At 68.4% G+C, this 13800-nt stretch carries 14 protein-coding genes; 7 read left to right on the plus strand and 7 right to left on the minus strand.

What is annotated here, in order from left to right; genetic code table 11:
* The 5 genes from EV647_RS11435 to EV647_RS11455 all read right to left on the minus strand — a co-directional run.
* The coding region (locus EV647_RS11435) for a DUF222 domain-containing protein (RefSeq protein ID WP_134001967.1) at positions 1-631 on the minus strand (631 nt) is incomplete at its 3' end.
* Positions 632-708: 77 nt separating this feature from the next.
* A complete protein-coding gene (locus tag EV647_RS11440) occupies positions 709-1260 on the minus strand; it encodes a DUF4240 domain-containing protein (protein WP_134001969.1) in 552 nt (183 codons plus the stop codon).
* A 56-nt stretch (positions 1261-1316) separates the two neighbouring features.
* A complete protein-coding gene (locus tag EV647_RS11445) occupies positions 1317-2789 on the minus strand; it encodes a hypothetical protein (protein WP_202876139.1) in 1473 nt (490 codons plus the stop codon).
* A 119-nt stretch (positions 2790-2908) separates the two neighbouring features.
* Positions 2909-3853 carry an aldo/keto reductase gene (locus EV647_RS11450; protein ID WP_202876140.1) on the minus strand — a complete coding sequence of 315 codons (945 nt, stop codon included), beginning with the start codon at positions 3851-3853 and terminating at the stop codon, positions 2909-2911.
* 29 nt (positions 3854-3882) lie between these two features.
* On the minus strand, positions 3883-4686 hold the full coding sequence (locus EV647_RS11455; RefSeq protein WP_134001973.1) for an alpha/beta fold hydrolase: 804 nt from the start codon (positions 4684-4686) through the stop codon (positions 3883-3885).
* A 78-nt stretch (positions 4687-4764) separates the two neighbouring features.
* On the opposite strand from EV647_RS11455, the gene EV647_RS11460 reads away from it, so the two are divergent.
* Positions 4765-5424, plus strand: coding sequence for a TetR/AcrR family transcriptional regulator (locus tag EV647_RS11460; RefSeq protein WP_134001975.1), 660 nt, complete (start codon positions 4765-4767; stop codon positions 5422-5424).
* Here EV647_RS11460 and EV647_RS11465 read toward each other — a convergent pair.
* A complete protein-coding gene (locus EV647_RS11465) occupies positions 5404-6480 on the minus strand; it encodes a LacI family DNA-binding transcriptional regulator (protein WP_238175407.1) in 1077 nt (358 codons plus the stop codon). The genes EV647_RS11460 and EV647_RS11465 overlap by 21 nt on opposite strands.
* 226 nt (positions 6481-6706) lie before the next feature.
* Here EV647_RS11465 and EV647_RS11470 point away from each other — a divergent pair, with 226 nt between their 5' ends.
* The 6 genes from EV647_RS11470 to EV647_RS11495 all read left to right on the plus strand — a co-directional run bounded on the left by EV647_RS11470 (position 6707) and on the right by EV647_RS11495 (position 12486).
* Positions 6707-7039, plus strand: coding sequence for an L-rhamnose mutarotase (locus EV647_RS11470; RefSeq protein WP_134001977.1), 333 nt, complete (start codon positions 6707-6709; stop codon positions 7037-7039).
* On the plus strand, positions 7036-8199 hold the full coding sequence (rhaI, locus tag EV647_RS11475) for an L-rhamnose isomerase (protein ID WP_134001980.1): 1164 nt from the start codon (positions 7036-7038) through the stop codon (positions 8197-8199). The genes EV647_RS11470 and rhaI overlap by 4 nt, the downstream gene beginning before the upstream one ends.
* A gap of 6 nt (positions 8200-8205) precedes the next feature.
* A complete protein-coding gene (locus EV647_RS11480; protein WP_134001982.1) occupies positions 8206-10239 on the plus strand; it encodes a bifunctional aldolase/short-chain dehydrogenase in 2034 nt (677 codons plus the stop codon).
* 8 nt (positions 10240-10247) lie between these two features.
* Entirely contained in the window at positions 10248-11672 is a 1425-nt protein-coding gene (locus EV647_RS11485; RefSeq protein ID WP_134001984.1) for a rhamnulokinase family protein, read from the plus strand.
* 5 nt (positions 11673-11677) lie between these two features.
* Positions 11678-11920: a LuxR C-terminal-related transcriptional regulator gene (locus EV647_RS11490; protein WP_133786749.1), complete on the plus strand. Its 243-nt coding sequence runs from the start codon at positions 11678-11680 to the stop codon at positions 11918-11920.
* A 71-nt stretch (positions 11921-11991) separates the two neighbouring features.
* Positions 11992-12486 (plus strand): hypothetical protein, encoded by a 495-nt coding sequence (locus EV647_RS11495; RefSeq protein ID WP_134001986.1) that lies wholly within the window; start codon positions 11992-11994, stop codon positions 12484-12486.
* Positions 12487-12492: 6 nt separating this feature from the next.
* Here the strand turns inward: EV647_RS11495 and ilvA are convergent, their stop codons facing one another.
* Entirely contained in the window at positions 12493-13785 is a 1293-nt protein-coding gene (gene ilvA / locus EV647_RS11500) for a threonine ammonia-lyase IlvA (protein ID WP_134001988.1), read from the minus strand.
* Positions 13786-13800 lie beyond the last annotated feature (15 nt).

A 13800-nucleotide genomic window follows, 5' to 3' on the forward strand; every position in this document is an offset into this window, starting at 1 on the left:
TGGCGAAGCTCAGGGCGCCGCAGCGCAGCGCGGTGTGGGTGGCCGGCAGGGTGCCGGTCAGGTGGAGTGCGGTGTCGATGTGTCGGGCTGCGGTGGCGGTGGACAGCCGCAGTGCGGCGCCGACTTCGGCCGCCCAGGATCGTTCGGGGTCGATCGGCCGGCCGGTGGAGTCGATCTGGGTGGGGCGGGGGATCTCGGTGGCTTGGGCCTTGCGTTGGCGGTGGAACGAGGCCATCGCCGAGGTCTTGATGGCCGCGGCCCAGGCTTCCATGCGGGCTGCGGCCTTCATGGCCTCGATCAGCGCGATCGGTGACTCGCACTGTGGCCGCAGCTCCTCCAGCGCCGCGGCGAGCTCGGCGCCGGGCGGCAGGAAGACCCAGGCGGGTGCTTTCAGGCGAAGCATCTCGCGTTCGGCCTCGTCCTGCTCGACCCCGGCCCACAGTTCCCATTCCAGCCCGTCCACCCGCGACATCGGCGGCAGGTCGTCGTACCAGTCCTCCTCGCCCAGATAACGCGGAGGACATGGATCCGCGAGGTCGGGCAAGTCATCCGGCGGCACCAGCGCCCACGCAGCCTCGGCTCCGGCGAGTGCCTGCTCGCCGGGAAGCTGCGCCATCGCCACCGCCGTCATGGACCTATATTAGAACATGTGTTCGACTCAAGCAAACGCGTGGATCCGCCATGTGTCCCGATGGTGAGAAGCCGACGTCAGGCGTCGAGGTACAGGGCCGCGAGCCGCGGCAGGCGCGTCTGCAGATCGTCCTCGTCGTCGAAGTCGATCTCCTTGCCGGCGGGGAGGTCCGGGGTGTCCGGGGCGTCGCGGTCGACGGCCTTCCAGTACGCCGCCTCGTCGCCGGTCAGGTTCTTGTAGGCGTGACTGCCGACGTGCAGCATCCCTTCGCCGTCGAAGCCCTCGAACCCCTCCGGCCGGTCCTCGTCGACCACATCGGCGAGCGAGTCCGGATCGGTCAGCGCCGCTTCCCACACCTCCCGCCCCTGTGCGAGCAGCCAGCCCCGGAACGAGTCGAACCCGTCCTCCGAAGCACCGGAGTTGATCAGGTACGCCGCCGCCCACAGATCCCAGCGGTACGACTCGACCTGCAACCGCGCGAGCTCGGTCCCGAACCCGACGATCTCCTCGGCCTCCGCCGTACCCAGCACCTTGGTCAGCGCGTCCGCAACTCCGTCCGCATCAGCCACGGTGTCATCCACCGAGGCCCGCGCATCCTCGACCAGACCCCAGAACGCATCCCTGTCCACCCCCAAACCATCTCACCGACCCCGGGTCCAACGGGAGCGCTGATCGAGGATGATCTTCAGATAGATGGCTCAGGCGTTCCGGGCCGGCCGCCTGCCAGGCTCGGAGACGGCTGCCCAGCACCTTCCGTGTCCAACCGATCGTCGGGGACGTCCGGGTGTAGCGCGTGACCGTCCTCGGGCTGCCGAGGGATCTCGTCGGCCTCGGCTCCGTCCTGTGACGACAACGCGGTGGACGTCAGCGACGGTTGTTCGTCCGAAGTCTCCGGTACTTCGCGTAGTCGTGGCGGCGCTGCCGTCCAGGCCCGCAGGTCCTGCACGATGTCGCCGTAGAAGGTGTTGATCGCGTTCTCCACCGAGTCGATGAAGGAGCCGCGGCCCCGCCCACGCTTGCTTCCGATCGGTGAGCCGAGTGCGATCCGGAACGAGCGCAGGTCCTTCTTCGGATCCTCGATGAGCAATGCCGGCTGATCACGGACAGCACGCAGCAACTCCGCCGTACCAGCCCCACGACCATGCATCACGAACGCTTCGACCCTCGTCGAGTCCGGTGCGTGCCTGAGCTGGCGCAGAAGCCAGTTGACCCGCGTTGTAGCCCGGCCGTCCCGCGGTGCGGCGATGTCGACGTGACAGGTGACAACCCCAGCGCGGAGATCTGTGGTGACGACCAGCGGCCCCACAGCGTTCTGGATGTTGATCGCTCCTTGGAGCGTCCCCTGCGTACTCATCGACTGCACCAGCGACTGCGAGCGCAGAGCGGGATCGGCCAGCTGCTTTCGGGACAACGCGGGTGTGACATCCTCACCGAGCTTCCGGCCAAGTTGAAGGCTTACGTAGGTGAGGAGCGCATCGAACCGGGCAGCAACCTCGGGTGCGCACTTGTCGCCCGCGCGGAGCGTGCCGGAGGCAACGGCTTCCCGGGTCGTCACCCACGAGGGACCCATGTCGTCGAACTGGAGCGCTCCTGACCGCGGATGCTCGAGGTAACGGATCAGCTCACCGAGGATCCAGGCTTGGTCAGGATCGGCGACGCCCCGATGTTCCTTCTGCAGCACGGCCTCCGCGAGGACCATCGACCAGGACCAGTGGTGCAGGGCGACCCGCTTGAGCTTCCGCTTGTCGACCGTGGTCGGATGCAGCCCAGCGACGGCGGGAATCTCGTTCGAGATCGTGATGACGGCATCGAATCCCTGCTCACGGGCGATGTCGAGGTAGGCCTCAAGTTGTTCCGCGTCGAGTGCGTTGACGCCGGTCTTCACCTCGACGAGCGCCGTCCATTCCTTCTGGCCGCGCCGCGATCGCAGAAGTCCGTCTGGATAAAGGCGCCGCTCGCCAAGGTAGAACGGCACCTCTATGAACGTCTCCAGTTGTCCTGCGGGTGCTCCCAACGGCTGCGTAAGAACCCGGCCGAACTCGCGCACCGACGACATCACGGCGAGCAGAGCGGACGTCGCCCGGCGCTCCTGTTCGTCAGCGCCGTTGATTCCCGACGTCGGTATCAGACGTGCCTGATGCCAGCTTTCCTCTGTCATGTGCCATCCCCAACCAACTCGTCACGGCCGACCCCCCACAGGCCTGCGTGATCATGCCGTTGAGCACGGCACGCTACGCCTGTCGTCACGCAACGTGAAGGGTTGGCGGGATCTGGTGTCTACCAGGCCTCGTCGAGTTGGTTGCGCTGGGTGGGGGTTAGGGAGAGGTTTGCGCCGGTTAGGGCGGTGGTGAGGTAGGTGGGGGTGCTGATGCCGACTATGGGGGTGATGGCGGGGGCGCCGCCGGTGAGCCAGGCGAGGACTACTGCCGAGGGGGTGGTGTTGAGGGTGGTGGCCAGGTCGGTGAGGGCCTCCAGGCGGCGGGTGGTGCCGGGGTGGTGGAAGGCTGGGTCGATCGGGCGGTCGGCGCGGTTCTCGTAGGCACCGGACATCAGCGGGCTGTAGGCGAACAGCTGCTGCTCCGGGTTGTTCTGTGCGTAGTCGAGGACCTCGTCGGTGATCCAGCCGAAGCGGTGGTCGTGGGTGTGGTCGCGGACGAACGGCCGGGGCTGCAGGTACGAGTACCGCAGCTGCAGCGCACTCGGAGCCATCACGCCCAGCTCACCCGCCAGACCGCGCATCCGCTCCACCCGCCAGAGTGCGTAGTTCGACAGCCCGAGACGGCCGATGGTGCCGGCCGCAGCGTGCTTGCCGAACGCGGCGACGGTCTCCTCGAGTGGAGTGGACCTGTCGTCGCGGTGTGCCCAGTAGAGGTCGATGTGGTCGACACCGAGGCGGCGCAGCGAGGTCTCGAGCGCAGTGTCGATCGCCTTGGAGCCCAGGCCTTCCGAGTGTTCGGGCCAGCTGCCGGGCCAGAGCGGTTCGCACCCGACCTTGGTCGCCAGCTTGACCCGGTCCCGTACGCCGGGCCGCTGGGCGAACCACCTCCCGAGCAGCTCCTCACTCTGGCCACCGTGTCCGCTCGGGTCCTGCCAGAACGCGTAGCAGTTCGCAGTGTCGATCCACTCCCCGCCCGCGTCCACATAAGCATCCAGCAACCGGAACGAGGTCTCTTCGTCGATCCGCGTCCCGTACTCCATAGCGCCCAGCGCAAGATTCACCATGCGCAAGAGCCAACAAGCTGGAGCGCGCCCTAGGTCAAGTCCGCGAATTCCCGCAGTACCGGAGCCAGCGTCGCCGCCTCGGTCCCGTGGTTCTCTCCGGGGATCGCCTTCAATGTCGCGGTAGGCAGGTGCTCGGCCACGGCCCTGGCTCCGGCGGACAGCGCGGGCCAGGTCTGGTCGCCGTACAGAACCAGGACCGGAACCTTCACGTCCGCCCAGCGGTCGGCAGGCAGCGGGTTGCCCGACATCGTGGTCCCCATGATGCGGCCGTCGTACGAGATCGTGTGCGCGATCTCCTCGACCGGCGCCCAGTACGGCGACTGCTTCATGCCCGGGATCGCCTCTGCGGGCATCATTGCGGCCGCGGTCATGAACAGCTCGGCGGCCTGGTCGCGGCGCCCCTCCGCGACGAACGTCTCGAGCTGCTCGACGTAGTCGGATGGCAGCGGCGGCCGTACGTCGTCGACGACGACAGGCGGCTCGAACAACACCAGCCCGGCGATCGGCAGCCCCGCAGCCGCGGCGTCCAGCGCCAGCAAACTGCCCGACGACCAGCCGAAGAGGACGGCCGGCTGACCAGCGTCCTCGATCAAGGCGGCGATGTCCTCGATCTCGCGCTGGATCGCGTACGGCGCGGTGTCGCCACTCTCGCCCCGCCCACGCCGGTCGTACGCGTACGTCCGGAAGCTGTCGGTCAGCAGCTTCCCGACCTCGTCGTTCACCGGGTTCACCGCCCGGTGTGCGGTCGCCCCGTCGATCAGGATCAGCGGCCTGCCCTGGCCGTACGCCTCGAAGGCGATCGCGGTGCCGTCGGCCGAAGTCACGGTGCTCATGCTTCTTCCCCTCTCCTATGAAGAACTAGACCGTACAGTACTCATCAGAGAACTGGACTGTCTAGTATGATTTTCCGCATGGAGCGAGTGGAGCAGGCAGAGATCGAGGGACGGACGCCCCGCAAACGCCGCGCGATCCTGGCCGCGGCGACCGAGGTCTTCCTCAGCCACGGGTACCTCGGCGCGAGCATGGACGAGGTCGCAGCCAAGGCCGGCGTCTCCAAACAAACCGTCTACAAGCAGTTCGAGAACAAGGAGCGCCTGTTCGCCGAGATCGTCCTCGGCACCAGCGACCAACTGCTGGACGGCCTCCAGCAGGCGTACGTCGACACGCTCGAAGGGGCCGCCGACGCGCGCGAAGCCCTGCGTGCGTTGGCGCATCGCCTGCTCCAGAGCCTCACCGCCGACAGCGTCCTGCAGCTCCGCCGGCTCGTGATCGCCGAGGCGGACCGGTTCCCCGAGGTGTGCGGCGCCTGGTTCAACAGCGGCTTCGAGAAGTCCCTCGACGCGCTCGGGCAGGCGCTGACCCGGTTGAGCGACCGCGGTCTGTTGAAGCGACTCGACGACCCGACGCTGGCGGCGTACCAGTTCGCCGGTCTGGTGATGTACAAGCCGATGAACCGCGCCATGTTCGCGGGCACCCGGCAGCGCCCGAAGCCCGGTGAGCTCGAGAAGCTCGCCGACCAAGCCGCCGAGGTCTTCCTCGCGGCCTACGGACTAGAGCGTTCCGCGCGTTGACGTGCGAACCACCAGCTCCGGCGTGAACGTCACGCGCTGGTGCTCGTGGTCCGGGTTCGACGACTCGTCCAGCAGCAACTCCGCGGCCGTGCGGCCGAGCAGCTGCCGCGGCTGACGCACCGAGGTCAGCGGTACGGCGGCCGCCTCCGCGAACTCGATGTCGTCGTACCCGACGATCGCGAGATCCTCCGGAACGCGCAGCCCGAGGCTCACGCACTGTTGCAGCAATCCCAACGCCAGCAGGTCGTTCGCGCAGAACGCGGCCGTCGGCCGGCGATCCGCCGGGAGCCCCGCAAGTCGTTGCCCAGCGCCCCTACCTTCGGCGACCGTCAGTGCGCCGGTGGTCAACTCGATCAGGTCCGCCATCGGCCTCCCGGCGGTCCGCAGCGCACGGCGAGCACCGTCGCGGCGGTCGATGACCTGCCCGATCGTGTTCGGCCCGCCGACGTACGCGATCCGCTCGTGGCCGAGCTCCAGCAGATGCGAGATCGCGAGCTCGCCGCCGAGGACGTCGTTCACCGCGACTGAGCAGTGCGAGGCGTCGTCGAGCGCGCGGTCGACCACGACCACCGGCGTACCGCGCGACGGCAGCTTCCGCAGGCGGGACGAGTTCTGGTCGATCGGCGTGATCAGGATGCCCTGGACGCGTTGCTGCTCGAGCAGATCGAGGTACGCCGCCTCGCGGTCGACGTCCTCACTACTGGTACAGAGGAACACCGAGAGGCCGGCCGCCTGCGCCGCCTCCTCGACGCCCTTCGCGACATCGGTGAAGAACGGGTTGCCGGCGTCGAGCATCACGTACGCGAGGATCCGGCTGGAGCCGGCCCGCAGTTGCCGCGCCGACTCGTTCCGGACGAAGCCGAGCGAGGCCATCGCGGCCTCGACCTTCGCCCGGGTCAGGGGGCTGACGACCTCGGGACGGTTCAGGACGTTGGACACGGTCCCCAGCGAGACCCCGGCGGCCGCGGCGACCGCCTTCACCCCGGCGGCGTGCGGCTTCGGCGCACGGCGTCGCCGGGTGCGCTCGGGCACGGCTTCCGCGTCATCCACCGACACGAGAACCTCCCTCCGCGCTGCAAACACTTGAAACGTCTTAGCGGCCGAAGAATACCCGCTTCCGGCCCGATTCCCGCGCTACCGGTCCGGGATCGGCCGCGAAAGGTGGGCAGACTCTTGACGCCCGGGCGTACACCCGCTTAGCGTCATGGGACGCTCTTGAAACCTTTCATCCCAGGAGTCGTCAGCACGCCACAGTCCCGCCCGCTCGAGTACAGGTGACGCCGTGAATCGTTACTGCTTCTGTCTGCAGGTCCGGCCCGACCGGCTCGACGAGTACGTCGAACGGCACCGCGACGTCTGGCCGGACATGCAGGCCGCGTTGCGGGACTCGGGCTGGCACAACTACTCGCTCTTCCTCCGCGACGACGGTCTGCTGATCGGGTACGTCGAGTCCGAGGACCTGGAGGCGGCGCAGAAGGCGATGGCGGCGACCGAGGTCAACACCCGCTGGCAAGCCCAGATGACCGAATTCTTCACCGGTACAGACGGCAGGCCGCCGGACGAGTCGTTCCTCCTCCTGCCCGAGATCTTCCATCTGAAAGAGGACCAACCATGACGACCGAAGCCGTGAAGGCCGCCCTCAGCCGCCAGGAGATCGAGCTGCCCTCGTGGGCGTTCGGGAACTCCGGCACCCGGTTCAAGGTGTTCAGCCAGCCCGGGGTGCCGCGGTCGCCCGAGGAGAAGATCGCCGACGCGGCCGTCGTCCACAAGTACACCGGGGTGGCGCCGAGCGTGGCGCTGCACATCCCCTGGGACAAGGTCGACGACTATGCGGCGCTGGCGGCGTACGCGAAGGAGCAGGGTGTCCGGCTCGGGGCGATCAACAGCAACGTGTTCCAGGACGACGACTACAAGCTGGGCAGCGTCACCAACCCGGATCCCGCGGTACGCCGGAAGGCCACCGATCACCTGCTCGAATGCGTCGACATCATGGACGCGACCGGGTCCCGGGACCTCAAGCTGTGGTTCTCCGACGGCACGAACTACCCCGGCCAGGACGACATCCAGGACCGGCAGGACCGGCTCGCGACCGCGTTGAAGGAGGTGTACGACCGGCTCGGTGACGACCAGCGGATGCTGCTCGAGTACAAGCTGTTCGAGCCGGCCTTCTACACCACGGACGTGCCGGACTGGGGTACGTCGTACGCGCACTGTCTCGAACTGGGGCCGAAGGCAACGGTCTGTATCGACACCGGGCACCACGCGCCGGGGACGAACATCGAGTTCATCGTGGCCTTCCTGCTCCGCACCAAGAAGCTCGGCGCTTTCGACTTCAACAGCCGGTTCTACGCCGACGACGACCTGATGGTCGGCGCCGCGGACCCGTTCCAGCTGTTCCGGATCATGAACGAGATCGTCCGCGGCGACGCGCTCGACCCGGACCGCGGGATCGCGTTCATGCTCGACCAGTGCCACAACATCGAGGAGAAGATCCCCGCGATCATCCGCTCGGTGATGAACGTCCAGGAGGCCACCGCCAAGGCGCTGCTGGTCGACCGCGACGCTCTCCGCAAGGCACAGCGGGAAGGCGACGTCCTCGGTGCGAACGCCGCCCTGATGGACGCGTACAACACCGATGTCCGGCCGCTGCTCGCGGACCTCCGCGAGTCGCAGGGCCTGGACCGTGACCCGGTTGCGGCGTACAAGCGCAGCGGCTACTTCGAGCAGATCAGCAAAGACCGAGCCGACGGCCAGCAGGCCGGATGGGGAGCCTGAGTACCGATGACCGACACTGCAGCCGAGCTCGTTGCGCGTAGCAACCGACTGGGTGCCGATCCGCGCAACACGAACTATGCCGGCGGGAACACGTCGGCGAAGGGCACCGAGACCGACCCGGTCACCCAGCAGCCCGTCGACCTGCTGTGGGTGAAGGGATCCGGTGGTGACCTGGGCACGCTGACGACGAAGGGTCTCGCCGTACTGCGTCTGGACCGCCTGAACTCGCTCGTCGACGTGTACCCGGGCGTGGACCGTGAGGACGAGATGGTCGCCGCGTTCGACTACTGCCTGCACGGGAAGGGCGGTGCGGCGCCGTCGATCGACACCGCGATGCACGGGCTGGTCGATGCCCCTCATGTCGACCACCTGCACCCGGACTCCGGAATCGCGCTGGCGACCGCGGCGGACGGCGAGAAGCTGACCGCGGAGTGCTTCGGCGACCGCGTGGTGTGGGTCCCGTGGCGACGGCCCGGCTTCCAGCTCGGGCTGGACATCGCCGCCGTCAAGCGGGAGAACCCGCAGGCGATCGGCTGCATCCTGGGCGGCCACGGCATCACGGCCTGGGGAAACACGTCCGAGGAGTGCGAGGCGAACTCCCTGGAGATCATCCGTACGGCGGAACGCTTCCTGGCGGACCGCGGTGTCGCCGAACCGTTCGGCGCGATCGTCCCCGGCTACGAACCCCTGCCGACCGACGAACGTCGCGCCCGGGCCGCCGCACTTGCACCCGTCATCCGTGGGCTCGCGTCGACGGACAAGCCGCAGGTCGGCCACTTCAACGACTCCGACGTCGTGCTCGAGTTCACTGCACGAGAGAAGCTGGCCGAGCTGGCCGCGCTGGGCACCTCCTGCCCGGACCACTTCCTCCGCACCAAGGTCCGGCCGCTGGTGCTGGACCTCCCGCCGTCGGCCTCGGTGGAGGACACGGTCGCACGGCTGAAGGAGCTGCACGCCGCGTATCGCGAGGACTACGCGGCGTACTACAACCGGCACGCCGAGCCGGACAGCCCGGCGATGCGCGGTGCCGACCCGGCGATCGTGCTCGTGCCTGGTGTCGGGATGTTCAGTTTCGGGAAGGACAAGCAGACCGCGCGGGTGGCCGGCGAGTTCTACGTGAACGCGATCAACGTGATGCGAGGCGCCGAGGCGGTGTCGACGTACGCGCCGATCGACGAGCGGGAGAAGTTCCGGATCGAGTACTGGGCGCTGGAGGAGGCGAAGCTGCAGCGCATGCCGCGGCCGAAGCCGCTCGCGACCCGGGTCGCGTTCGTGACCGGTGGTGGGTCGGGCATCGGCAAGGCGATCGCGCAACGTCTGGCCGCCGAGGGCGCGTGCGTTGTCGTCGCGGACCTCGACGAGGCTGCGGCCGAGGCGGTGGCAAAGGAGATCGGATCCACGGACGTCGCCGTCGCCGTCGGCGCGGACGTGTCATCGGCGGACGCGGTCGAGGCGGCGTTCCGCGAGGCTGTGCTGGCCTTCGGCGGTGTCGACCTGATCGTCAACAACGCCGGGCTGTCGATCTCGAAGTCGTTGCTGGAGACAACGGACCGCGACTGGGACCTGCAGCACGACGTGATGGCGAAGGGCTCGTTCCTGGTCTCGCGGGCGGCCGCGAAGGTGCTCATCGACCAGGGGATGGGCGGCGACATCGTCTACATCTCCAGCAAGAACTCGGTGTTTGCCGGCCCGAACAACGTCGCGTACGGATCCGCCAAGGCGGATCAGGCCCACCAGGTTCGCCTGCTCGCGGCCGAGCTCGGCGAGTACGGGGTCCGGGTCAACGGTGTGAACCCCGACGGCGTCGTGCGCGGATCCGGGATCTTCGCCGGCGGCTGGGGAGCCAAGCGGGCCGCGGTGTACGGCGTACCGGAAGAGGAACTCGGTGCGTACTACGCGCAGCGGACCCTGCTGAAGCGTGAGGTGCTGCCCGAGAACGTCGCGGCCGCGGTGTTCGCGCTGACCGGTGGGGATCTCACCCACACGACCGGCCTGCACATCCCAGTCGACGCCGGCGTAGCCGCCGCCTTCCTCCGCTAGGTATCGGTATGAAGCGCGTCGCGGCGGTCGATCTCGGGGCCTCGAGCGGGCGGGTGATGCTCGGCGAGGTGGGCGCTGACGTCCTCGAGCTGCGTGAACTGAACCGCTTCTGGAACGGCCCGGTGCGCGTGAGCGGCCGGCTGCACTGGGACGTCCTGCACCTCTACCGCTCGATCCTGGAGGGATTGCAGGCCGCAGGACCGCTCGACGGCATCGGCATCGACTCCTGGGCTGTCGACTACGGACTACTCGACGAGAGCGGCCGCCTGCTGGGCAACCCTGTGCACTACCGCGACTCCCGCACCGACGGCGTGATGGAACGCGTCCTATCAACGATTCCAGCAGCCGAGCTGTACGCCGTCACAGGCCTGCAGCAGCTCCCGTTCAACACCATCTACCAACTCGCAGCCGAGAAGCTGCCGGCCGACGCGGCCACGCTGCTGATGATCCCTGACCTGCTGGCGTACTGGCTGACAGGGGAGATCGGTGTGGAGCGGACCAACGCCTCCACGACCCAGCTGTACGACGTGGTGGCCCGGGACTGGAGCGATGACGTGGTATCTCGGGTGGGGGTTCCACGCCAGGTGCTTCCTGCGCTGCGGGAGCCAGGCGATGTAGTCGGGACAGTGCTACCGGACGAGACCGGCTTGGCGCCGGGGATTCCAGTGATTGCTGTCGGATCGCATGACACGGCGTCGGCTGTCGTTGCTGTGCCCGCAGGGGGTGAGCGGTTCGCATACATCTCCTCGGGCACCTGGTCGCTGGTCGGCCTCGAGCTCGATGCGCCGGTCCTGACGGACGACGCTCGGGAAGCGAACTTCACCAACGAGGGCGGCGTCGACGGGCGAACCCGGTTCCTGCGGAACGTGATGGGGCTGTGGATCCTGCAGGAATGCCAACGGGTCTGGGGCGACGACGACCTGCCCGGGCTGCTGCGGGACGCGGCCGCCGCGCCGCCGTACGCCGTACTGATCGATCCGGACGCTCCCGAGTTCCTCGCCCCGGGCAACATGCCGGCGCGCATCGAGGAACACTGCCGGGCAACCGGTCAGGACGCGCCTCGATCTCGTGGTGCCGTGGTTCGCTGCATCCTGGAGAGCCTCGCCCTCGCGTACCGCCGTACGTTGCGTGCCGCGCAGACGATCGCCGACCGAGAGGTCGACGTACTGCACGTGATCGGCGGTGGTTCGCAGAACGAGCTGCTCTGCCAGCTCACCGCCGACGCGTGCGGTGTACCGGTCCTCGCCGGACCCGTCGAGGCCTCCGCGTTGGGCAATGTCCTCGTCCAGGCTCGCGCCCTCGGCGAGCCCTTCCCGGACCTGAGCGCGATGCGCGCCCTGGTCCGATCCACACACTCCCTGCGGCGCTACGGGCCGCAGGGTAAACCGGCCGACTGGGACGCCGCCGAGTCCCGGGTGTTCGGAACAAGGTGATCAGCATGACCGCCCTCCCCCAGGAACTTCGACCGCTCGCGCGACGGGTGCCGCCGCGCGAGATCAGCCACGACGACCTGCAACTCCTCCGCCTGCTCGCCACCGGCCTGCCGGTCGACGGCGTCGCCCGGCGCCTCGACCTGTCCGAACGCACCGTCCGCCGGCGCACCCGGCTGATCTGCGACCGCCTCGGCTTCAGCACTGCCATCGAAGCCATCGTCTGGGCCGCCCGCCGCGGTCTGGTCTGAGAGAGGGGGCCGAGTTAGGCGGCGACAGCTCCGGGTACCGGGGTTTCTGAGCATCGAGCCGAGGAGGACCGATGAACGGAATGACCATCGTCTGGATCGTCGTCGCGATCGCCGTCCTGGTCATCGTGATCGCCCTGATCGCGAGCGCGATGTCGCGCAGGTCGCAACAGCGCGCCCAGCAGGAGGCGTACGAACACGACCAGCAGGCGCGAGCGAGCGCGGCAGAGGCCGAGAAGCAGCGTGCGGTCGCCGACGAGGTGGACGCGCGTGCCCGCAAGGCGCAGGCGGCCGCCGACGAGAAGACGGCCGAGGCTCGCCGGTTGTCGGCCGGCGCCACCGAACGGCGCGACGCCGCCGAGAACGCCCGCGCGCAATCGGACGAGCATCGCACCCAGGCCCAGAACCTCTGGCCGGACCACGACGGCGCCCAGAACGACGGCGCCCTGAATGATGGCGCCCAGAACGACGGCGCCCAGAACCGCGAGGGGCAACCGGTCGATCCGGACTGGGACGACGGCCGGCATCCGCACGACCCGCGGCACCCGAAGCACTCGCGGCGGGATTGAGAAACGTCAGATCAGATACCTGAATTCCGGTGAGTTCGGGTTGACGCGTTCGATGTCGAGCGGGGCGGCCTCCATGCGCGACAGCAGCAGCGGGAGGTCGTCCCGGGTACTGATCTCGATGCCGACCAGGGCGACGCCGGTCTCGCGGTTGTTGCGCTTGACGTACTCGAACAGCGTGATGTCGTCGTCGGGGCCGAGCGTCTCGTCGAGGAAGGCGCGCAGGGCACCGGGCTCCTGCGGGAACGTCACCAGGAAGTAGTGCTTCAGGCCTTCGTGCACCAACGAGCGCTCGAGGATCTCGCCGTACCGGCTGACGTCGTTGTTCCCGCCGGACAGCAGGCAGACCACGGTCTCGCCCGGGCGTACGTCGAGACCGTTGCCAAGAGCACTTGTCGACAAAGCGCCCGCGGGCTCCGCGATCAGGCCGTCGGTCTGGTAGAGCGCGAGCATCTCCGAGCACACGAGGCCTTCGGGAACCGCCATCAGCTCGACGCCGGCCTGCTGCACGAGCGGGAGGGTCACGTCACCGACCCGTCGTACGGCGGCACCGTCGACGAAGCTGTCCAACTGCGGCAACGTCACGGGCTTACCTGCCGCGACCGCCGCAGCCATGCTCGCCGCGCCACCCGGCTCCACCCCGACGATGCGTACGCCGGGATGCCGCTCGGCGATCCAGGTTGCAACCCCTGCAACGAGACCGCCCCCACCGACCGGAACCACGAGTACGTCGGGAGCGTGGCCGAGCTGCTCCACCAACTCGATCGCCACGGTCCCTTGCCCCGCAACGGTTCTCGGGTCGTCGAACGCCGGCACCATCGTCGCCCCGGTGGCGGAACCTTCCGCGATCGCGGCGGCAGCGGCATCGTCGTACGTGTCGCCGGTGACGATCACCTGGATCTGCTTGCCGCCGAGCGCCGCGATCCGGTCCCGCTTCTGGCGCGGTGTCGTCCGCGGAACGTACACCTTGCCGTGGACACCGAGAATGTGGCACGAATACGCCAGCCCTTGGCCATGGTTGCCGGCGCTCGCACAGATCACGCCGGCTGCCTTGGCCGCATCGTCGAGCTGTGCGATCAGGTTGTACGCGCCGCGAAGCTTGTAGGAACGGCCGATCTGCAGGTCCTCCCGCTTCAGCCAGACCTGCGCGCCGGTGCGCTCCGACAGGCGGAGGTTGCGCTCCAAGGGTGTACGGACTGCGACGCCGTCCAAGCGCTTGCTGGCGGCCTCGATCGCCGCCGCGTCAACGGTGCTGACCTCGCCGCCGGTGGTCGATCGAGCGACTGAACCACTGCCCTGCATGACGTTCCTTCCCGT

The sequence above is a fragment of the Kribbella sp. VKM Ac-2566 genome, from assembly GCF_004366005.1.
In the GTDB taxonomy this organism is placed as follows: domain Bacteria; phylum Actinomycetota; class Actinomycetes; order Propionibacteriales; family Kribbellaceae; genus Kribbella; species Kribbella pratensis.